Here is a 21,931-nt window from a genome sequence, read left to right on the forward strand (position 1 = left end):
GCCCTGGCTCGATCGCATCGGCGAGATTCTGGCCGATCACGCGACAAGCGGTATCGTCCTGACATGCTCGTCACTGAAGAAAGCGTATCGCGACAGATTGCGTGCGGCGGCGGGCGGAAAGCTGGCCTTCGTGTTTTTGGATGGCAGCAAGGCGCTGCTGACCCAGCGCATGGGCAGCCGCGAAGGCCACTTCATGCCGACCAGTCTTCTGGAAAGCCAGCTCGCGACACTGGAGCGACCTGATAGCGAAGCCGGCGTTGTTGTCGTCAATATCGACAACACGCCGGAGATGATTGCCGAGCTGGCAATCGAGGGGCTGAAGGGGCTTGTCTAGCCTAAGACAACAAAGCTGGCTCACCGGTACGGCTGAGCCGTCATTTTAGGCCGACGGCGCCACGCGAGCATAAGCGCCTAGAATAAAGCGCTCGGCACGCAGCAGATAAGCTTCCAGCTTTTCAGCTGCGGCCCCCGAGCGGCCAGCTTCAAGTTCCAGCAGTATTTCGCCATTCTGGTCGATGAACGGGCCGTGCAGAAACTCGGGATCCTGAAGCAGGCCGAAGACGAGGCGCAGTTCCAGCGAAATATGTGCATAAAAACTTGATAGGCGCGGGCTGTCTGCAAGTTCGACGATCGCCGAGTGGAACGAGATGTCGGCGCTCCCGACGCCGAGCCAGTTTCCTGCCTCGCGGCAACGATGCGCATCATCCACCGCCAGCCGCATGCGCTGCGTACCCGGATGGCGCGGATGCGCCTGCGCCAGTGCAGAACATTCGATGAAGCGCCGCACACGATAGATGTCTATGATGGTCGACATGCTCGGCGTGGAAACGAACACGCCTCGGTTTGCTTCGTAGCGCAGCAATCCTTCCTTCGTCAGGATACGGAAAACTTCACGCAGCGTGTTTCGCGAAACCTGCAGCTCTTCACACAGCACCATTTCAGAAAGGTGACTTCCAGGCGTGAGCGTGCCCGATATGACCTTTTCGCGAACGCGCTCGGCGACCGTTTCGGCCAGCGTCTGTACAGGCTCCGCCGCTCGCGATCCTGTCGCGTTGCTGCCGCCAAGGTTTGAGTATCCTGTTTCATCACCTTGCGGTTTACGTGCAGCCAAGCCTTACCCTTTCGCTTCGGACGAGCTTTTCATTTTCGGTAATGCGCTTCCAAGCCGCTCACAAGCAAAATGAACTGAAGGCAGAGGCAGAAAGCGAACTTATCCGTGCAGAATTCATCTTTTGCGCAAATATTGAGCAATTGATCATTTGTAGGGCAATACACAAAAATTGTTCAACACTCTGGACAGTATTGTTCGCCTTTGTTAGCGTTTAGTCAACTTATCAAGACGGATGGAATTTCATGCCGACCATCGACATCAACAGTGACTTGGGCGAGAGCTTCGGAGCCTGGACGATGGGCGATGATTCCGCCATGCTCGATATCGTCAGCAGCGCCAATGTGGCCTGTGGCTTTCATGCGGGCGACCCGGCCGGTATCCTCAAGACCTTGAAGGCAGCTGCCGAGCGCGGCGTCGCCATCGGTGCGCATGTAGGCTACCGCGACCTCGCCGGTTTCGGCCGCCGCAACATGGACCCATCCAGCGAGGAACTGATCGGCGACGTGATCTACCAGATCGGCGCGCTGCAGGGTCTCGCAAAGGCCGCGGGCACGCGCGTCACCTATGTCAAGCCGCATGGCGCGCTCTACAACACGATCGCTATTGATGCCCGCCAGGGCAAAGACGTCATCGACGCGATCCTCGCTGTCGATCCCTCATTGGTGCTGATGGCGCTCGCCGGCTCTCCGCTTGTCGCTCAGGCTCGCACAGCCGGCCTGACTGTCGTTGCCGAAGCCTTTGCCGACCGCGCCTATACACCGGAAGGCAATCTCGTCTCGCGCCGCGAAAAAGGTTCTGTTCTGCACGATCCAGACCTCATTGCCACGCGCATGGTGCGCATGGTCAGGGAAGGCGTGATCGAGGCGATCGACGGGACGTTCACCAAGGTCGATGCCCAGTCGATCTGCGTGCATGGCGACAGCCCGGGTGCCGTTGCCATGGCCAAGCGCTTGCGCGAGGTTTTCGAGCAGGCGGGCCTCAGCATCCGAGCCTTCAGCGGAATTGCCTGAACGATCATGCAGCCCGTCATGCCGAACACGACCCGAGACACGTCGATGCGCATCCTGCCGGTGCGCGGCGATTGCATTCTCGTAGAACTCGCCGACCTCGGTGAGGCGCTGGCGCTGTTCGATGCGCTGAAGACCAGACCAATCAAGGGCATCACCGAAATCATTCCGGCTGCACGCACGCTGCTCGTCTCGTTCGATCCCTACACGGTTTCCGATGAAGCACTGGTTGATGCCATCACGGCCCTAGCCGGTGGTGAGCGCAGGGCGGCAACCGGTGCGCTGGTCGAAATTCCAGTGCGTTATAACGGCGAGGATCTGGCCGAGGTTGCCGGCATTCTCGGCATGAGCGCTGCAGATGTCATCCGGCTGCATGGCGAAAGCGATTATGTCGCCGCCTTTACCGGCTTTGCGCCCGGCTTTGCCTATCTGTCCGGCGGCGATCCGCGCCTTGCCGTGCCGCGTCGCAAGTCGCCGCGCACGCAGGTTCCGGCTGGAGCTGTTGGTTTGGCCGGCGAATTCAGCGGCATCTACCCGAAAACCAGCCCCGGCGGCTGGCAGCTGATCGGCACCACGCCGCTCGCGATGTTCGATATCGACCGCACGCCCGCCTCGCTGCTGCAGCCGGGCAGTCGCATCAAGTTTCGCGACATGGCGAAGGATGCGGCCTACGAGATCCAGACATCGGCCAGATCTGCCGCAGCCAAGGCGATTGTATCGCCAGAAGCCGATACGGCATCGATCGAAATTCTCTCCATCGGCCTGCCGATCCTGTTTCAGGATCTTGGCCGTGCGGGTCAGGCCGGGCAGGGCATCAGCGTTTCGGGCGCCGCCGACCGGGCAAGCTTCAAGGCCGCCAATCGCCTCGTCGGCAATCCGGCAAACACAACCGCACTGGAAATTACCCTCGGTGGCCTCAGCTTCCGCATGCGTGGCCAGAGCGTCATGGCACTGACCGGCGCTACGATGCCGATCTCGATCACCGGCGCTGACGGCAGCAAAATCTCGGGCCTGCACCACACAGCCATCGCGCTCGATGACGGCGACGTCGTTTCGCTTGGCACGCCGGAAAGCGGCATGCGCTCCTATCTGGCGTTGTGCGACGGATTTGATGTTGCGCCGGTGCTTTCCAGCACGGCGACAGACACGCTGGCGCAGATCGGCCCTGCCGCCCCGGCTGTCGGTGATATCGTCAACATTCGGACCGCACCGGCAAACACATTCGTTTCATTGGAAGAGCCTGCCTTTGCCCTGCCGTCCGCCACCGAAACCATTGTGCTCGACGTCGTGATGGGCCCACGCACCGACTGGTTTAGCGACTCCGCCGTCGAAAGCTTCCTCACCCAGGAATGGTCGGTCACGCCGCAGTCCAGCCGCGTCGGTATCCGGCTGTCGGGCGATGCTCTCGAACGGTCCAACCACAGCGAGCTACCGAGCGAGGCCACCGTACGCGGCGCGCTTCAGGTTCCGGCCAGCGGCCAGCCCGTGCTGTTCCTTGCCGATCATCCGCTGACCGGCGGTTATCCGGTCATCGCCAATGTCGCCGGCCATCATCTCGATCTCGCCGGCCAGATACCTGTCGGCGCAAAGATCCGCTTCAACGCGGTGAGCCGCTTCGCGCCCCGTTTCATTCCAGGAAAATGCCCATGAAAAAGGTTCTGATAGCAAACCGCGGCGAGATCGCGGTGCGGATCATCCGGGCCTGCAAGGATTACGGCCTGACCTCGGTCGCCGTTTACGCCGATGCCGATGCGGACGCGCTGTTCACAGACTTGGCCGATGAGGCCTATGCGCTGAACGGCGTGACCGCCAAGGACAGCTATCTCGATATCGACAAGCTGATCGCCATTGCGAAGCGCTCGGGCGCCGATGCCGTGCATCCCGGTTACGGTTTTCTCTCGGAACGCAGCGAGTTTGCGCAAGCTGTCATCGATGCCGGCCTCATCTGGATCGGCCCCGATCCGAAGGTGATCGAGGCACTCGGCGACAAGCTGAAGGCGCGTGCGATTGCCCAGAAGGTCGGCGCGCCTCTGGTTGCCGGTTCCGATGGCGCGATTTCCTCGCCCGCCGAGGCTCTGGCCTTCGCAAAGAAATTCGGCCTGCCGATCGCCATCAAGGCAGCCCATGGCGGTGGTGGTCGCGGCTTGAAGATCGCCCGCGAACTCGGCGAGGTCGAGGAGCTGTTTTCATCGGCCACGCGTGAAGCGGTGGCCGCCTTCGGTCGCGGTGAATGTTATGTCGAGCAGTTTCTCGACCGCCCGCGGCATATCGAGGCGCAGGTTCTGGCGGACCGTCTCGGCAATGTTCTGGTGGTGGGGACCCGCGATTGCTCGTTGCAGCGTCGCAACCAGAAACTTGTCGAGGAAGCACCTGCGCCTTTCCTCTCCGATGAACAGCGCCAAAAAATCCATTCGGCTGCGCGCGATATCTGCGCTGAAGCCGGTTACACCGGCGCCGGAACGGTGGAATTCCTGCTCAGCGCCGATGGCGTGATTTCCTTCCTCGAGGTCAACACCCGCCTGCAGGTGGAACATCCGGTGACGGAAGAAACGACCGGCCTCGACCTCGTCATCGAGCAGTTCCGCATCGCAGAAGGTCTGCCGCTCAGCGTAACGACGATGCCGGAACCCCGCGGCCATGCCATCGAGTTCCGTATCAACATGGAAGATCCCGGCCGTGGCTTTTTGCCGTCTGCCGGCGAGATTTCCGGATTTGCCGCACCTTCCGGCCCCGGCGTGCGTCTGGATTCCGGCGTCGTTTCCGGCTCGGCCATTCCGCCGATGTTCGATTCCCTTTCGGCCAAGCTGATCGTATGGGGCGCGACCCGCGAGCAGGCGATCGCCCGCTCGCGCCGTGCCTTAAGCGAATTCACCATTGAGGGCGTGCCGTCCGTGCTGCCCTTCCACCGCGCCGTCATCGCGCATGACGATTTCGCCAAAAATTTCCGCGTTCACACGCGCTGGATCGAAACCGACTTTGCCGAAACGCTAGAGGCCGCCAGCCGCCCTGCCCCGGCATCGAGCGCCAGCCTTCTGCGCGGCCATGTCGAAATCGACGGCAAGCGTGTGGAAATCGGTATTCCGGATGCCTTCCTGCGCTTGCTCGGACCACTTTCGGCAACCTCGAACAGCGACAAGAAGAACCAAGAGAACGATGCGGGTGCGGTGATTGCACCCGTGCCCGGCCTTCTCGTTCACTGGAATGTTTCCGATGGCGCACTTGTAGAAAAAGGTGAAGTTCTGGCAATGATGGACGTGATGAAGATGGAAACGGCGGTCACCGCATCGGTTTCCGGCACCATCACCATCCTTGCTGAAGCAGGTTCATCACAGACGGCAGGCGCCGTCATCGCCCGCATTGATAGCGGCAAACCTTCAACGACCGAACAGGCCAAGCCGGAGACACGGACATGACCACGAGCGAAACCATCAAACCGCTTCTGTCGGTCGAAAATCTGAGCGTCGAATTCGGCTCCAGCCGTGTCGTCGACGATCTGTCGTTTACGGTCGAGGCCGGCCAGACCGTTGCCGTCGTCGGAGAATCCGGTTCGGGCAAGTCGGTCACCTCGCTGTCGACCATGCGACTTGCCGACATGATGGGCGCGAAATACGCGAGCGGCCGCATCATGTTCAACGACAAGGATCTGCTGAAGGCGTCCCAGAAGGAGATGCGGTCGATCCGCGGCAAGGAGATCGCCATGATCTTCCAGGAGCCGATGACCTCGCTCAACCCGGTCTTCACCATCGGCGACCAGATCTGCGAAGTGCTGATGCTGCATGAAAAGCTCGGCAAATCAGCCGCCATGACGGAGGCCCAGCGCCTGCTCGACATGGTGCGCCTGCCGGATTCAGCCCAGCTTCTTCACCGTTTCCCGCACCAGCTTTCGGGCGGCATGCGCCAGCGCGTGATGATCGCCATGGCGCTTGCCTGCCGCCCAAAGCTGCTAATCGCCGACGAGCCGACCACCGCGCTCGACGTGACCATTCAGGCGCAAATCCTCAACATCATGCGCGACCTGCAGAAGACACTCGGCATGGGCATGGTCTTCATCACCCATGACATGGGCGTGGTTGCAGAAATGGCCGACCATGTCGTCGTCATGTGGAAGGGCCAGAAGGTCGAGGAAGGTCCGGTCAACGAGATTTTCGCCAACCCGCAGCATCCCTATACCCGCACGCTTCTCTCCGCCGTGCCTCGCCTCGGCAGCATGTCCGGCGAAGATTTCCCGAAGCGCATGCCGCTCACCGTTCTTCAGGATGGCGAACCGACCGTGGTCGGTGAAGAGCGCGTGCAGGACACCGCGAAATACAACGAAAAGCCGCTTCTGTCGGTCAAGGACCTGTTCGTTCGTTTCGACATCAAGAAGAACCTGTTCGGCAAGGCCACCCATCGCTGCAGCGCCGTGCAGAAGGTTTCCTTCGACATCCATCCGGGCGAAACGCTGGCACTGGTGGGCGAGAGCGGGTCCGGCAAGTCGACGATCGGCCGCACGATCCAGCAGCTGCAGTCGTCCATGGGCGGCGAGATCGCCTTCAATGGCCGCACCTATTCGTCCATGTCCGCCGCCGAGCGTTTTCGCATGCGTCAGGAAGTGCAGTATATCTTCCAGGACCCGTTCGCCTCGCTCGATCCGCGCAAGACGGTCGGCTTCTCGATCGCCGAACCGATCAACACCCATGGCCTGATCAACGATAGCAAGGCAGTCAAACGCCGCGTCGATGAACTGCTGGAGCGGGTCGGCCTACCTTCGAATGTCGCCTCGCGTTACCCGCACGAATTCTCCGGCGGCCAGCGCCAGCGTGTCTGCATCGCCCGTGCGCTTGCGTCCGATCCCAAGCTGATCATCGCCGACGAAGCACTGTCGGCACTCGACGTGTCGATCCAGGCGCAGATCATCAACCTGTTCATGGACCTTCAGGCAGAGCGTGGCCTCGCCTATCTGTTCATCAGTCATGACATGGCCGTTGTCGAAAAGATGAGCCATCGCGTCGCCGTGCTTTATCTCGGCCAGATCATGGAAATGGGTTCGCGCCGTCAGGTGTTCGAAAACCCGAGCCACGATTATACGCGCCGCCTTCTCTCCGCCGTTCCGGTTGCCGATCCGACGGCGTCGCGAAACACGGCGCTGATTGAGGGCGAAATTCCAAATCCCGTCCGTCGCGTCGGCGACGAGCCGGCCATTCTTTCCCACGAGGAAATCAATCCGGGTCATTTCATCGCCAAAAGCGCCTGAAGAAACCCGGATCACAAACCGCGACACAATCGCAAGCATCTGAAGAGGAACAGGTAATGACAACGTTCAAAAGGGGACTGGCGTCGGCGTTCGTAGCTTTCGCTCTCGCCGGCACCGCACTTTCCGCCGCCCCGGCCTTTGCCGCAGGCAAGATGACCATCTCGTCGCCGCAGGATCCGGGCAGTTGGGATCCGATCGACACTTTCCTTGTTCAGTGGGCGGCGGTTGCCACAAATATCTTTGACGGCCTGACCTATCGCGGTCCCGACCTCAAGCTCGTTCCCGGTCTTGCCGAGAGCTGGGAAGAACTGGACGAAGGCAAGCGCATACGCTTCAAGCTGCGCCAGGGCGTGAAATTCCATAACGGCGAAGACTTTAACGCCGCCGCGGTCAAGTTCACCTTCGAGCGCCTTCTCGGCGAACAGGGTGCCAAGGGCCCGCAGCGTTCCAACTATATCGCCATCGAAAGCGTTGACATCATCGACGATTACACGGTCGACCTGAAGCTGAAGGCGCCGGATCCGGTCCTCTTGACCAAGCTCGCCGGTTACGGCGCGATGATCGTTCCGCCGAAATACATCACCGAAAAGGGTGAGGACAATTTCAACCTTAACCCGGTTGGAACAGGCCCATTCAAGTTTGTCTCCTATCAGCCGAAGGTCGACATCAAGCTTCAGGCCAACCCGGATTACTGGGGCGGGGCGCCGAAGCTGTCGGAACTCGAATACCGCTTCATCTCAGAGCCAGCGACCGCGGTTGCCGAACTGCAGGCCGGCCGCGTCGATCTCGTCATCCCGCCGACCATTCCGATCGGCATGCTGCCGGTCATCCAGGGCGACGACAAGCTTGAGATCGTTTCCGTTCCCGGCCCGTCCGTCGATGCGCTGCGTTTCAACACCCGTGACGGCATCACCGCCGATCCGAAGGTGCGCAAAGCGATCATCATGGCCGTCGATCGCGGCACGATCGTTAAGTCGATCCTCGCCGGCCAGGCCTCCGAGATCACCAGCTTCCAGAGCGCGCTTTCCTTCGGTTTCGATCCGGACCTGAAGGCGATCCCGTATGATCCGGCAGGTGCGAAGAACCTACTGGCGGAAGCCGGCGTAAAGGCTGGTGCGACGCTGCAGATCGACATCCGCGGCAATGACGCGACGATGAACGAAGTTGCGCAGGTTATTTCCAGCTATCTGTCGATGGTTGGCATCACCGCCACGATCAAACCTTACGAAACCAACGTTCTGCTGAACGACATCATCCCGCAGGGCAAGACCGGCGCGATGTTCCAGCAGAAATGGGGCGGCTGGACCTTCGATTACGACAACACGGCGTATTCGATGTACCACTCGGGCGAAAAGTGGAACCCCTACGACAAGGACGAAAAGCTGGACAAGCTGCTGGAATCGCAGCGCCCGCTGACCGACCGTGCCGCGCGCGAAAAGATCCTCAAGGAAGTCGGTGCCTATGCATCCGAACGCGCCCTTGAGCTGCCGCTCTACAACACCAACGCGATCTTCGGCATCAATAAGCGGGTCAAGGGCTTCATCGCGCCTCCGGACAACCGCATGAAGCTGACCGACGTCACCGTCGAATAATCTTCGCGGCGATTTTTCTGTCAAATCGCTTCGCCCGCGTTGCGGGCGAAGCTGAACTTCTCTTTTAGGAACTAGAACTTGGCCGGTTTCCTCATTAAGCGACTGCTACAGGCGATCTTCGTCGTTATCGCCATCACTCTCGTTGTCTCCTTCGCCATTCGCCTGACCGGTGATCCGGCAGTGACGATGTTTCAGGGCGGTGGCAGCATGACGGAGGACGATCTTGCGCGCATTCGTGCAGCGCTCGGCACCGACCAGCCGTTCTTCGTGCAATATCTCAACTTCCTCAACGGTCTGGTCACGCTCGATTTCGGTCGCAGCTTCTCCGGCGGCACCTCTGTCTCACTGCTGATCGGCCACGCCCTGCCCGCCACGCTGCTGCTCGCCTTCATCTCGATGTTCGTGTCGATCGCGCTGTCTATCCCACTCGGCATCAAGGCCGCCACCTCGCGCGGCAAGGCCGCTGACCAGGCGATCCGTATCTTCTCGCTAATTGGCCTGTCCTTCCCGAATTTCTGGCTGGCAACCATGCTGGTCCTACTATTCGCCATCACGCTCGGCTGGCTACCGCCAAGCGGCATGTCTGGCTGGGCAAGCTATGTCATGCCGGCTGTCACCATGGGCGTCATCCTGACAGCGACCAATGTCCGCCTCGTGCGCACGTCGATGCTGGAAACCCTGCAATCACAATATATCATGGTGGCCCGTGCCAAGGGGCTTTCCGAAAGCAAGGTTCTCTACAAGCACGCGCTGCGCAACTGCGCCATTCCGCTGATCACCTATTTCGGCCTGCAATTCGGCGGCCTGCTTGGCGGCATCGTCGTCATCGAGCGCGTCTTCAACTGGCCGGGCATGGGTACGCTAGCCTTCGATGCCGTTGGCGCACGCGATTTCCCGGTGCTCCAGGCCGTCATCACCGTTCTGTCGCTGATGATCGTGGGCATCAACCTTTTGGTCGACATCGCCTATGGCCTCGTCGACCCGCGCATCCGCACGGAGTAACCGACCATGGCTTCCAAAACCTCCCGCCTGTCGCGCTTCGCGAACCTGGAATTTATTCTCGGTGCAGCACTGACCATCATCATCTGCCTCGCCGTGCTGTTCTCCGACCTGCTGTTTCCCGGTGGCGCAGACAAGATCGACCTGATGGCACGTCTGGCAAAGCCCTTTGCGTCAGCGGCGCATCCGTTCGGCACCGATCCGCTTGGGCGTGACGTGCTGGCCCGTGTCGTTGCCGGCGGCAAGATCTCGCTTCTGGTCGGTTTCACCTCCGTCATCGGCGCCGTCATCTTCGGCGTGGTGGTCGGCCTGATCGCCGGTTACTATCGCGGCTTCTGGGACATGCTGGTCATGCGTTTTGCCGACCTGCAGCTCGCCATGCCGTTCATCCTTCTCGCAATCACCTTCATCGCCATCGTCGGCGGCAGCCTGACGAACACGATCATCCTGCTGATCGTGTCGCAATGGGTGCAATATGCCCGCCTCGTGCGCGGCTCCGTCCTGACGCTGCGCGAGCGTGAATTCATCCTTTCGGCGCGTGCCATCGGCGTGAAGGACTGGCGCATCATCTTCCAGCATCTTCTGCCGAACCTGATCGGCCCGGTAATCGTGCTGATGACGCTCAACGTCGCCAACAACATCCTGCTTGAAAGCAGCCTGACCTTCCTCGGCCTCGGCGTTGATCCGACCATTCCGAGCTGGGGCGGCATGCTGGCCGACGGCCGCACCTATCTGCAGACCGCATGGTGGGTCAGCGTCTTCCCGGGCCTCGCCATCTTGCTCACCGTGCTTGGCCTCAACCTGCTCGGCGACTGGCTGCGCGACAGCCTCGACCCGACCGGTCGCACCTCAAGATAAACACTTCGATACACAGCAAGGCATGACACCATGACCACGATATTCGAGACTTCAATCGAGCGTACTCTTGAAACTCTGGTCACCGGTGCCAAGCCCGGCCTCGCTTTCGAAGCCTGGACATTTGACGATACAAAAAGCCGCCGTGCCACCGAGCAGGCGCTGAAGGACAACGGCATCACCGCCCGCATCCGCAGCGCCTACAAGCCGCTTCTCTTCACCTTTCTGGAAGAGATCGACCTTACCGGCGTGACGGAAATCGAGGTGCGTTATCCGGTACATGCCAATGCCCCGGCAAACCGTTTCCGCCTCGAAGCTTATCCGCTTGCATCGCTCGTTGGTGACGCGAAGATCGAATTCATTGCCCGCGAGGACGGTGAGTTCTTTTACGACGTGACGCTGACCCGCAATGGCCAGAGCGAAACGCTGAAAATTCTCGTGCCGAACCGCGTCCACGAAGATGTCGTAGGCGAAACCAATGTCTCGCCAACCGGCTGGTATCGCGCCGAAGGCGATACGACCGGCGAGCGTCTGGAAACCGATTACGAGCGCCTCTTCCACGGCGCCATCGAAGCGGTTGCCGGTTACGACTGGGGTGCCACCGAACCCTATTTCGAAGAACTCAATATCCGCGTTTCCCATCCGGCCGAAGACATGGATCTGCCGGTCGGCGTTGAAGTCGTCAGCCTGCGCGAAGCCCTTCACGAGGATTTCTACTTCTCACTGCTGGAATTCTTTCAGAAGAAATCCGGCCGCCCGCTCGGCGACCGCGGCCTGAAGCCCGGTCAGATTGTGCCGGAAATCATTCAGAGTGCTGGCGAGATCAACATCCGCGTCGAAACCCGGCCTCTGACGACCGGTTTCCTCGACGGCAAGGAACAGGCGATCGATACAGCCATCGAACCACCGGCTGCCGCACAGATGGCCAAGCTACTGGCCGAGATCGGTGGTGAAGAGTTTACCGCCAATTCCCGTTCCGGCCGCATTCTCAAAGCTCACTACGTCAAGGGCAGCGAAGCGGCCGTCATGATCAGCGGCGGCCAGCATCCGAACGAAACGACCGGCATCGTCGGCGCCATCCGCGCCGCACGCGTGCTGAAAGAACGCGCCAACGCGCATTTCACCATCTCGCCGCTGGAAAACCCGGATGGTTACGCGCTGCACCAGCGCCTGCGCGTCGACAACCCGCGCCACATGCACCACGCCGCCCGTTACACGGCTCTCGGTGACGACCTCGAATACCGCACCCGCGAAAATTCAGGCGAGCACCTGAACGAGAAGGCAATCCGCTTCAAGGCGCAGGAAATCAGCGGCGCGAAACTGCATGTGAACCTGCACGGCTACCCGTCTCATGAATGGACACGCCCGCTTTCAGGTTACGTGCCGCGCAATTTCGCCATGTGGACATTGCCGAAAGGCTTCTTCCTCGTGATGCGCCACCACGCAGGCTGGACGGAACAAGCCGAAGCCATGCTCGACCACGTGACACGGCATCTCGGCGCCATTCCGGGCATTCTCGACTATAACAACCGCCAGATCGCGCTTTATGAGATCCATGCCGGCGAAACCGGGTTCCGCATCATCAACGGTTTCCCTTGCCTGTCGTCGATCGACGACCGCCACACCGTACCGCTGACGCTCATCACCGAATATCCGGACGAAACCATCTACGGGGACGATTTCATCACCGGCCACACGGCGCAGATGGAAACCGTCATTTCGGCCTACGAATCGTGGCAGATGCTACAATCACAGGCGTCAGTCTGACCGCGAGATCTGCCGGGGTGTAGGAGGTCCAACGACCTCCTGTGCCTGACAGTTCAACATCACCAGATCGGCTGGCTCAGCCGATCTGCACCACATGTCCCGGTGACACTTCCTTGTATTTCCGCTTTGGCGGCTCATAACCCATTGCCCGCACCGGGCTCTTCAGCTCGTCGTTGGAAATGCCGCGACGGATGCCGCGTCGCGCCGGGTCCGGCACCGGTACTGCGGACATCAGCTTCTTCGTATAGGGATGCTGCGGATTGTCGAAGACCGCCGCGCGCGGCCCGATTTCGACGATCTCGCCCAGATACATGACCGCAACCCGATGGCTGACGCGCTCGACCACCGCCATGTCATGAGAGATGAACAGGAAGGCGAGGTTCAGGCTCTGCTGCAGATCGAGAAGCAGGTTACAAACCTGCGCCTTGATCGACACATCCAGCGCGGACACGCTCTCATCGGCGACAATAACTTTCGGGTCGAGAGCCAGCGCGCGGGCGATGGCAATGCGCTGACGCTGGCCGCCGGAGAATTCGTGCGGATAACGGCTCGCCATATCGGCGGAAAGACCGACCTTTTCGAGCAGATCCGCCGTTTTTTCCTTCGCCTGTTTTGCCGTGCCCAGACGATGTTTGATGAAGGGTTCGGAGATCGCCGTGCCCACCGTCATGCGCGGGTTGAGCGAGGAGAACGGATCCTGGAAGATCATCTGTACCGACTTGCGCATCTGCCGCAGACCCATCGTGTCGAGCCGCATGACGTCATAACCGTCGAGCGCAACATCACCTCCGGTCGGTTCGACGAGACGCATGATAGAACGACCCGTCGTCGACTTGCCGCAGCCGGATTCGCCGACCAGTGACAGGGTTTCGCCCTGGAAGAGATCGAAGGAGACGTTTTCGACCGCATGGACGGCACCCGTCTGACGCGACCAGAGGCCGGAACGGATCGGGAAACGGGTGACGAGGTTCTTCACCTCCAGAACCGGACGCTTCGACAGGACGACGGTATCGGCCACCTCTACCGGTTCGGCCGGTTTACCCGTCTCGGCGTCAAGAACCGGGAACCGTGTCGGCCAGTCGTGCCCCTGCATCGAGCCGAGCTTCGGAACAGCAGAGAGAAGTGCCCGCGTGTACGGGTGCTTGCCGCGGTGGAAAATCTCCTCGGTCGGGCCGGTCTCGACCTCGTCGCCGCGGAACATGACGATGGTGCGGTCGGCGATTTCTGCAACGACACCCATGTCATGGGTTATGAACAAGACGGACATGCCCTCCTCTTCCTGCAGCACCTTGATCAGGTCGAGGATCTGCCCCTGAATGGTCACGTCGAGTGCGGTCGTCGGCTCGTCTGCGATCAGCAGCTTCGGCCGCGAGGCGAGCGCCATGGCGATCATCACACGCTGGCGCATGCCGCCGGAAAACTGGTGCGGATATTCATCGAAACGGCCGGCAGCATTGGGGATGCGAACCTTCTCGAGCAGCCGGATCGTCTCGGCACGGGCTTCGGTCTTCGACATCGCCTTGTGTCTGACCAGCACCTCAGAGATCTGCCTTCCGATGGTAAAGATCGGGTTGAGCGAGGTCATCGGCTCCTGAAAGATCATCGAGACCTCATTGCCGCGCACCGCCCGCATCTCCTTTTCGGACAGTGCAAGCAGGTTGCGGCCATTCAGCATGACCTCACCTTCTATGCGGCTGGTTGCCGGAGCCAGAAGACGCATCAGCGACAGCGAAGTGACGGACTTGCCGGAACCGCTCTCGCCGACGATGGCAACGGTTTCACCCGGCGCAACATCGAAGGACATGTTGCGGACAACGCTCTTCCACTCTCCATCGACGAGGAAAGAGGTCGAGAGGTTTTTCACCGAGAGGACGGGGGCGGTTGTGGTCATGGTGTCATCGTCCTATCGCATAGGCCTGCATCAGACGCGGAGTTGCGGCAGCCCGCAGCAGGCCATCGGCATCGCGTCGGGCGGCCGTCAGCCGACCGACGGACCATGCGTCGGCAACCTTCACCTTGTGGCCACGACGGCGCAGTTCTTCGAGCGTTGCCTCACCGATCGTGCTTTCCACCATGATCTCGCCCGGCGAGCTGGTGCGCGGATAGAAAGAGCCCGGGAAATGGGACGTGTGGAAGAGCGGCATGTCGATCGCCGCCTGCAGGTTCTTGCCGTGATGGGCATACCGCAGGAAGAAAGGCAGCTGCCATTGGTCCTGCTGGTCGCCGCCCGGCGTGCCGAAGACCATAGAGGGCTTGCCCTGATGCAGCGCCAGCGACGGGGTCAGCGTCGTGCGCGGACGCTTGCCCGGCGCAAGCGAAGTCGGCAGGCCGTCCTTCAACCAGAACATCTGGGCGCGGGAATTCAGCGCGAAACCGAGCCCCGGCACGATTGGCGAGGACTGCAGCCAGCCGCCCGACGGCGTGGTCGAGACCATGTTGCCCCAGCGGTCGATGACGTCGATATGGACGGTATCGCCACGCTTTTCGGTCAGGTGCGACATGGTCGGCTCGTAAACTGTGCCCGTGCCGCTCATCTCGGCCAGCATCGCCATGGTCGCGTCGACCTGATGCTCGTAACCCGGCACGGTACCCGGGCGAAGGTCGAGCGAAGCCGTCGAGCCGATCAGCTTGCGTCGCTCGGCATTATAGCCTTCCGAGAGAAGATATTCGGTCGGGATCTGACCAAATTCCGGATCGCCGTAATAGACCTCTCGGTCGGCGAAGGCGAGTTTCATCGCCTCGACCACCGTATGGACGAAATCCGGGCCAGACGGGTCCATGGCGGCAAGATCAAAACCCTTCAAGAGCGCGAGCGACTGAAGAAGCACCGGCCCCTGCCCCCAGGCCGGCGTCTTGGCGATCGTCCAGTCCTGGTAATCCAGCGTCTGCGGTGCTTCGACGGTGGCGCTCCAGTTCGCCATGTCTTCAGCGGTCAAGACACCCTTGTGCTTGGAACCGCTCGCATCCATGACTTCGGCGGTCTTGAGGTAGCTATCGATCGTTTCCGCCACGAAGCCGCGATAGAAGGCGTCACGCGCCGCCTCGACCTGATTTTCGCGGCCGGTCCTGGCTTCCGATTCCGCGATGATGCGCTTGTAGGTCTCGGCCAAGACCGGGTTCTTGAAATTGGCATGTGCTTCCGGTGCCGAACCACCCGGTAGCCAGGTTTCGTAGGAGGTCGGCCATTCCTTCTTGAAGAAATCGGCAAGGCCCTTGATCGTATTCGACACGCGCGGCAGCGTCGGATGACCGTGCTCGGCGTAATAGATCGCAGGCTCCAGAACCTCGCGCACGCTCATCGTGCCGTAATCGCGCAGCATCAGCATCCAGCCGTCGAAGGCGCCGGGGATGACAGTGGCAAGCAGACCGTCGCCGGGGATCAGCTTAAGACCTTCCGACGTGTAATGCTCGATCGTGGCACCGGCCGGAGCCGGGCCCTGTGCGCAGATGACCTCAACCTTGTCGGTCTTCTTGGAATAAAAGACAGCCGGCATGTCGCCACCCGGACCGCAGAGGTGCGGCTCGACGATCTGCAAAACGAAGCCGGTGGCAACAGCGGCGTCAAAGGCATTGCCACCCTTTTCGAGGATGGCCATGCCGACGGCGGATGCGATCCAATGCGTGGAGGTAACGACGCCGAAGGTGCCGAGGATTTCGGGGCGAGTGGTAAAATCGGACATTCTTGGAATTCCCTATGAGATTTCAGGCTTCGCCCAGTCTTAGGCTTCGCGAGGATCGAGTGCGTCGCGCAGGCCGTCGCCAAGCAGATTGAACCCGATGACGACGAGGAAGATTGCGATACCAGGCCACATGGTCATCCAAGGTGCCTGGCTCAGAAAGTTCTTGGCGGTGTTGAGCATCGAACCCCAGCTTGGTGCTGGCGCCTGCTGGCCCAGCCCGAGGAAAGAAAGGCTTGCTTCCGCGATGATCGCGGTCGCCACCGTAAGCGTTGCCTGAACGATGATCGGGGCAAAGACATTGGGCAGGATGTAGCGGGTCATGATGTCGAAATGGTTCAGGCCGATCGAACGAGCGCCCTCGACATAGTCCTCCGTCTTGACCGCAAGCACCTGGCCGCGGGTCAGCCGCACGAAGATCGGCATGGCCGAAAGACCGATGGCGATCATCGCATTGGTCAGGCTCGGGCCGAGAAAGGCGGCAAGCGCAATCGCCATGATGAGAAAGGGCATGGCAAGCAGAGCCTCGGTGACACGCGAGATCACCATGTCGACCCAGCCGCCGAAATATCCGGCGAGCAGGCCAAAGGGCACGCCGATCACCACGGCGATCAAAACCGAGACGACACCAGCCATCAGCGAGGCCTGCGCGCCGTAGATCATCCGCGAGAGAATGTCGCGTCCGAGATCGTCAGTGCCGAGCCAGTGGGCGACGGATGGTGCCTTGCGGATCGCGCCCCAGCTTGTGGCAATTGGATCGGCGATCGGCAGGATCGGAGCGGCGATGGCGAGAATGGCGAAGAAAAGCACGATGATCAGGCCGGCAAGGGCCGACCTGTTGCGCTTCATCTTCTTCCAGGCGCGGCTCTCCTGTCGCTTGGCGGGGATGGAGACGGTTGAGTTGATGGAAGTCATATCGTCGTCCTCAGATAGTCGCCCTGAGGCGCGGATTGAGCAGGACATAGGCAATGTCGGCGAGAAGGTTCATCAGGATGAAGCCGACGGCGGTGCACAGCACGATGCCCTGGACGACGGCATAATCGCGGGTGAACACGGCATCGACGGTCATCTTGCCGAAGCCCGGAATGGTGAAGATCTGTTCGGTCAGGACGGCACCGGCAAGCAGCTCGCCGAAGAGCAGCGCCAGAAGCGTGATGACCGGCAGAAGCGCGTTGCGGAAACTGTGCGACAGGATGATTTCGCTTGGCGACAGCCCTTTGGCGCGGGCGGTGCGGATATAATCGGAGCTCAAAACCGCGACCATGGCCGAGCGGGTATGGCGCATCAGGGTTGCGGCAAGCGCGTTGCCAAGCACGAAAGCCGGCATGATCATCGTCTGGATGGAGCGGACCGGATCGACGAAGATCGACTCGTAACCGGAAGCCGGAAGCCATCCGAGCTGCACTGAGACCAGCAGGATCAGCATGATGCCCAGCCAGAAATTCGGGATGGAGAGGCCGGAAAGCGCCACGATATTGGCGGTGTAGTCGATCCAGGTATTCTTCTTCACCGCAGCCAGAATACCGATCGGGATGCCGATGATCATCGCGAAGAACATCGCCATGACGGCAAGCTGAATGGTGACCGGCAGTTTCTGTCCGATCAGTTCCAGCACAGGCTGGTTGGTTCTGAGCGAAATGCCGAAATCGCCTGTCACGACGCCGCCCAGCCAGTTGAGGTACTGAATCGGCATCGGATCGTTGAGACGATATTTCTCGCGCAGGAATTCGATCGTAGCCGGATCGCGTTCTTCACCGGCCATGGCCAGAACCGGGTCACCGGGCAATAGCTTCTGCAATGAAAAGACGAAGATCGAAATGATCAGCAGCGTCGGGATCGCGACCAGTAGTCGCTTGCCGATGTAAACAGGCATGGCATCGCCCTCGTTCAGGCTAGGTCTCGGTATGGTCAGTGTGGGCGCCGCACGAGGAATGTCCCCGTGCGGCTGCCTTTATGAAATTAGCGATCAGTCCTTGCTGACGCCGAGCAGACGGATCATGCCGTCCGGCGACGGAGCCCAGCCCTTGACCTTCTTGGAAAGGGCGTAGGCATAAGGCTGGTGGCCGAGGTAGATGATCGGCATGTCCTCATCGAGGATCGTCATGGCCGCGTCATACTTTTCCTTGCGGACAGCGTCATCGGTTGAGGCGCGGGCCGCGTTGAGCAGCTCGTCGACCTTCGGGTTGCAATATTTCACGTCGTTAATGCCGCCCTTGCAGGTGACGAACTGGTGAATATTGCCATCCGGATCGATACGGCCGGACCAGTCCGAACGGGACAGCTGATAGTTGCCGGCGGTCTGTTCGGAAAGAAGCGTGGCGAATTCGGTTGCCTTCAGCGTGACGTTGAAGCCGGCTTCGGCCACCATCGACTGGATGACCTGCATCATCTGCGTTTGGGTGGTATTGTTGGCGTGCTGCAGCTCGATATCGAGCTTCTCATAGCCCGCTTCCTTCATCAGCTGCTTGGCCTTTTCTATATCGCGGGCCGGAACCGGGATATCCTTGTCGAACCAGGGACTCGACGGCGGGAACGGCTGGTTGCCGGCCTTGGACGTGCCTTCGAAAACGATCTGGCCGATTGCTTCGCGATCGATCGCCAGCGAAAATGCCTGGCGCAGGCGCTTGTCCTTGCCCAGCGGATTGTCCGCACGCGGGCCGTTGCCGATGTTGACATACATCGCCATGTAACCCGGACCGATGACGTCGGCATAGGTGAGGTTCGCGTCGTTCTTCACCGATTCCGCGTCGGAAGCGGAAATACGCTCGGCCATGTCGAGATCGCCCGAACGCAGGTTGGCGAGCTTCACGGTCGTGTCGGGGATCGGCAGGTAGGTCACCTTGTCGACCAGAACCTTATCCTTGTCCCAGTAGTCGGCGAATTTTTCCAGCACAATACGATCCTGCTGGATACGCTCGACGAACTTGAACGGGCCGGCGCAAACCGGCTTGGAGCCGAAATTGGCGCCGAGTTCCTTGGCAGCCTTCGGCGCAACGATCATGCCGGCGCGATCGGAGAGCTGGGCAAGCAGCGTCACGTCAGCGGATTTCAAGGTGAACTTGACTTCCAGCGGACCGGTTGCCTCGACCTTGGCGACCGAGGAAAGCTCGCTCTTGCGGCGCGATTCCGGCAGCGTCATGTTGCGTTCGATGGTGGCGACAACGGCTGCAGCATCGAGCACTTCGCCGTCATGGAACTTGACGCCATCACGGATCTTCATCGTCAAAACCTTGCCCTCTTCGGACCAGGCCCATTCGGTGGCGAGCTGCGGGACGACCTTCATGTCCTGGTCGATATCGACAAGCTTGTCGCACATCGCGGTATAGACGATGCGGCCGACAAAGGTGCGCGACTGGGCAGGATCCAGCACGTCCGCGTCGTCGTTGAGACCGATGCGTAGTTCAGACGACATGGCCGGCATGGCCATCAAGGCACTGGCGAGCAGCGCCGCACTCAAAGCGGTAATTCTCTTCATGTTCTATCCTCTGGTCTGACTATCTTTGACGTTATTTTTCTTGTTGGCCGGCCCGACGGGCCAGGCGGTCTTCAGTCGGCGGATCACGAGGCGGCGCTGATGTCGCCTCCGTCGGTTTCCTCCGTATCGGACGACGACACCGCCGAAGCAGTGTCGTCGAGAAACTCAAGTGAGGTGGCGCGGATCAGGCGCTCCTGGTGCATCAGAAGGTGCTGGCGCATGGCTTCGCCCGCCCGCCCGGGATCCCGGGCGGCAATCGCATCGACGATCGCCATGTGCTGTTCGTAAGAGGTTCGCCCATTGGTTCCGGTGCGCCGGGCGCGTTCGCGGATGGACTGCCATGCCTCGTCCTGACGAACGCGGTTGACCACGTCGAAAATCGACAAGAACAGGCCGTTGCCAGCGCTCTGGGCGATCTGGCGATGCAGCGAACCGTCCCAAAGCTCCTTGGAATCGGCATCCGTGCTCTGGCCGGTCTTTTCAGCGAGAGCGCGCATCCGCTCGATCTCGGAAGGCTTGGCACGCATTGCCGCAAGTTGCGCAAGCTGCGGCTCGATGCGAAGGCGAACCTCCATGATTTCCATGAAGTCGGTACCGGCAACCAGTTCATCGACCTGAGCAGACCAGCCATCCGGCTTTTCACCCAGAAAGGTTCCGGCTCCCTGACGCCGCCAGACCAGCCCCTCCGCCTCCAGGACTTCCAGCGCACGGCGGACTGCCCGACGGCCGACATTCAAGGTCTCCGCAAACGCCCTTTCCGTCGGCAGGCGGCCATCTTTCGCCAGTTCTTCATTGCGGATGAACTCGCGAAGCCTCGCCAGCGCAAAGTTGGAATTGTCGTTAGGGTTTGCAGTCAACTCGCACCATTTGGTCGAACCAATTGTCTATTGGTTCATCTTGGAGGATTTTTCTCACGCCCGTCAAGCCATTTTTTAGGCTTCGCCGACCATCGCTCAAAATGTAAGCAAACAAGGTTAGTTGGTCCGGCAGTCTTCAACCTGCCGCCACATCTGCACAGCGAAACGCCAGCATCTCGGGTGAGGTGCCGGCAAGGTTGCAGACATCGGAACTGGTGCCGGAGACGGTGTTTCAGACCGTTGCGCGCATGATGACGCGTGGGGACTTTGTGAGGCGAATACCGCCCTGCTTGGCGACCACCACGGTTTCACTAAAGCCGAGGCCCTGCGCTGTGGCATAGAGATGGAAGACCATGCCTTCCTCCAGCGGCCAGTCGGATGTCGGCAGGAAGGTGCCGGAAAAGTCACTGGTACGCGGGGTCCGGGTGTAGAGACCGAGCGTATAGGCAGTGACATTGTCGTAGACCGGCCGCAGGCCGGCATCGAGCGCGCCGTTGCGCATGATCGCGTCGACATCGCTGGCGATAGCGCCGGGTTTCATCGCAGCGATCTGCAGATCCTGTAGCTCGATCAGCTTCCCGGCAGCGGCTGTAAGCGCATCCGATGGCTTGCCCACCACGATCGGCCGCATCATCCGCGCGCCGTAATTGCCGACGCGTGGAATGAGCTCGACATGCAGCACGTCGCCCTCCTCGATCGCCTCGGTCTTGAACACGCCGTGAAGAAACTCATGGCTGCCGGAGGCCTTGACCACCGGACCGACCTCACCGGTATCGGCGCCCTCGCGCAGGAACACACCTGATGCAATGGCGGCTGCATCGCGCGTCGTCATGCCGGGCTTTGCCTGTCTTGCGATCTCCGCCATCGCCTTATCGGCAATTTCGGATGCCTGGGCAAGAACGGCAATCTCTTCCTCGGATTTCACCCAGCGCAGGCTGTCGCTCAGGCCGGGCATCGGCACGAAAGTGGCTTCGGGCAGAAGCGCCTGCAGCCGCATGAAAGTGGCGGCACTCATGCTGTAGGAATTTGTATCGAGAGCAATCCGCGCTCTGCCAAAACCGTGGTCGCGGATGCTTGCGGTAACGGCCGAATGCGCTTCATCGGTATCGGCAAAGCCGACGACATCGGTAATCCAGCTCTTCTCCCGGCATGGGGCTTCATCGAGCGCACGCAAACAAAACCAGGCTTCACCTTCGCGCGGCAGGAACGCCGCGCGATACATGGTTTCGGAGACAGTATAGCCCGTCAGCCATGCGAGAAGTTCGCCGCTGTCGACGAGAAGCAGATCGGCGCCAGAAGACGCCATGGCGTCCCGGGCGAGAGCGATACGACGATCATATTCCGCCCGGGAGAACATC

17 protein-coding genes are annotated in these 21,931 nt (G+C 60.6%); 9 read left to right on the forward strand and 8 right to left on the reverse strand.

The genetic code is table 11. The annotated features are described in order from the left end of the window. Window positions 1-334: gluconokinase (locus tag ACI3K0_RS22215; protein WP_404946273.1), on the forward strand; the 334-nt coding region annotated here is incomplete at its 5' end. A gap of 45 nt (window positions 335-379) precedes the next feature. Here the strand turns inward: ACI3K0_RS22215 and ACI3K0_RS22220 are convergent. Further along, the gene (locus ACI3K0_RS22220) at window positions 380-1,015 is read right to left on the reverse strand and encodes a GntR family transcriptional regulator (protein WP_246436277.1); all 636 of its coding nucleotides are present in this window, start codon (window positions 1,013-1,015) and stop codon (window positions 380-382) included. Between the two features lie 338 nt (window positions 1,016-1,353). Between ACI3K0_RS22220 and ACI3K0_RS22225 the strand changes: the two genes are divergently transcribed. The 8 genes from ACI3K0_RS22225 (at window position 1,354) to ACI3K0_RS22260 (ending at window position 12,564) form a co-directional block, all read left to right on the forward strand. After that, the gene (locus ACI3K0_RS22225) at window positions 1,354-2,121 is read left to right on the forward strand and encodes a LamB/YcsF family protein (RefSeq protein ID WP_206828525.1); all 768 of its coding nucleotides are present in this window, start codon (window positions 1,354-1,356) and stop codon (window positions 2,119-2,121) included. A gap of 45 nt (window positions 2,122-2,166) precedes the next feature. Continuing rightward, window positions 2,167-3,768 (forward strand): 5-oxoprolinase subunit PxpB, encoded by a 1,602-nt coding sequence (gene pxpB, locus ACI3K0_RS22230; RefSeq protein ID WP_206828592.1) that lies wholly within the window; start codon window positions 2,167-2,169, stop codon window positions 3,766-3,768. Next, window positions 3,765-5,531: an acetyl/propionyl/methylcrotonyl-CoA carboxylase subunit alpha gene (locus ACI3K0_RS22235; RefSeq protein ID WP_404946274.1), complete on the forward strand. Its 1,767-nt coding sequence runs from the start codon at window positions 3,765-3,767 to the stop codon at window positions 5,529-5,531. The genes pxpB and ACI3K0_RS22235 overlap by 4 nt, the downstream gene beginning before the upstream one ends. Next, window positions 5,528-7,351, forward strand: a complete 1,824-nt coding sequence (locus tag ACI3K0_RS22240; RefSeq protein ID WP_404946275.1) for an ABC transporter ATP-binding protein — start codon at window positions 5,528-5,530, stop codon at window positions 7,349-7,351. The genes ACI3K0_RS22235 and ACI3K0_RS22240 overlap by 4 nt, the downstream gene beginning before the upstream one ends. Window positions 7,352-7,407: 56 nt before the next feature. Further along, window positions 7,408-8,943: an ABC transporter substrate-binding protein gene (locus ACI3K0_RS22245; protein WP_404946276.1), complete on the forward strand. Its 1,536-nt coding sequence runs from the start codon at window positions 7,408-7,410 to the stop codon at window positions 8,941-8,943. Window positions 8,944-9,021: 78 nt separating this feature from the next. After that, window positions 9,022-9,945, forward strand: coding sequence for an ABC transporter permease (locus ACI3K0_RS22250; protein ID WP_206828533.1), 924 nt, complete (start codon window positions 9,022-9,024; stop codon window positions 9,943-9,945). A 6-nt stretch (window positions 9,946-9,951) separates the two neighbouring features. Then, window positions 9,952-10,800, forward strand: a complete 849-nt coding sequence (locus ACI3K0_RS22255; RefSeq protein WP_148146653.1) for an ABC transporter permease — start codon at window positions 9,952-9,954, stop codon at window positions 10,798-10,800. A gap of 30 nt (window positions 10,801-10,830) precedes the next feature. Further along, window positions 10,831-12,564: a M14 family metallopeptidase gene (locus ACI3K0_RS22260; RefSeq protein ID WP_404946277.1), complete on the forward strand. Its 1,734-nt coding sequence runs from the start codon at window positions 10,831-10,833 to the stop codon at window positions 12,562-12,564. 76 nt (window positions 12,565-12,640) lie between these two features. Here ACI3K0_RS22260 and ACI3K0_RS22265 read toward each other — a convergent pair whose 3' ends face one another. The 7 genes from ACI3K0_RS22265 to ACI3K0_RS22295 form a co-directional block, all read right to left on the reverse strand. Next, on the reverse strand, window positions 12,641-14,455 hold the full coding sequence (locus ACI3K0_RS22265; RefSeq protein WP_148146656.1) for an ABC transporter ATP-binding protein: 1,815 nt from the start codon (window positions 14,453-14,455) through the stop codon (window positions 12,641-12,643). Window positions 14,456-14,459: 4 nt separating this feature from the next. Further along, window positions 14,460-16,244, reverse strand: a complete 1,785-nt coding sequence (locus tag ACI3K0_RS22270; RefSeq protein WP_404946278.1) for a gamma-glutamyltransferase family protein — start codon at window positions 16,242-16,244, stop codon at window positions 14,460-14,462. Between the two features lie 39 nt (window positions 16,245-16,283). After that, window positions 16,284-17,156, reverse strand: coding sequence for an ABC transporter permease (locus tag ACI3K0_RS22275; protein WP_404946279.1), 873 nt, complete (start codon window positions 17,154-17,156; stop codon window positions 16,284-16,286). 10 nt (window positions 17,157-17,166) lie between these two features. Beyond that, a complete protein-coding gene (locus ACI3K0_RS22280; RefSeq protein WP_148146659.1) occupies window positions 17,167-18,114 on the reverse strand; it encodes an ABC transporter permease in 948 nt (315 codons plus the stop codon). A gap of 93 nt (window positions 18,115-18,207) precedes the next feature. Further along, window positions 18,208-19,716 (reverse strand): ABC transporter substrate-binding protein, encoded by a 1,509-nt coding sequence (locus ACI3K0_RS22285; RefSeq protein ID WP_148146661.1) that lies wholly within the window; start codon window positions 19,714-19,716, stop codon window positions 18,208-18,210. 83 nt (window positions 19,717-19,799) lie between these two features. Further along, entirely contained in the window at window positions 19,800-20,573 is a 774-nt protein-coding gene (locus tag ACI3K0_RS22290) for a FadR/GntR family transcriptional regulator (protein WP_183685512.1), read from the reverse strand. A gap of 232 nt (window positions 20,574-20,805) precedes the next feature. Next, window positions 20,806-21,930 carry a Xaa-Pro peptidase family protein gene (locus ACI3K0_RS22295; RefSeq protein ID WP_206828545.1) on the reverse strand — a complete coding sequence of 375 codons (1,125 nt, stop codon included), beginning with the start codon at window positions 21,928-21,930 and terminating at the stop codon, window positions 20,806-20,808. Between the last annotated feature and the right edge of the window lies 1 nt (window position 21,931).

This window comes from Rhizobium sp. ZW T2_16, from assembly GCF_044987325.1.
Lineage (GTDB): Bacteria > Pseudomonadota > Alphaproteobacteria > Rhizobiales > Rhizobiaceae > Neorhizobium > Neorhizobium cellulosilyticum.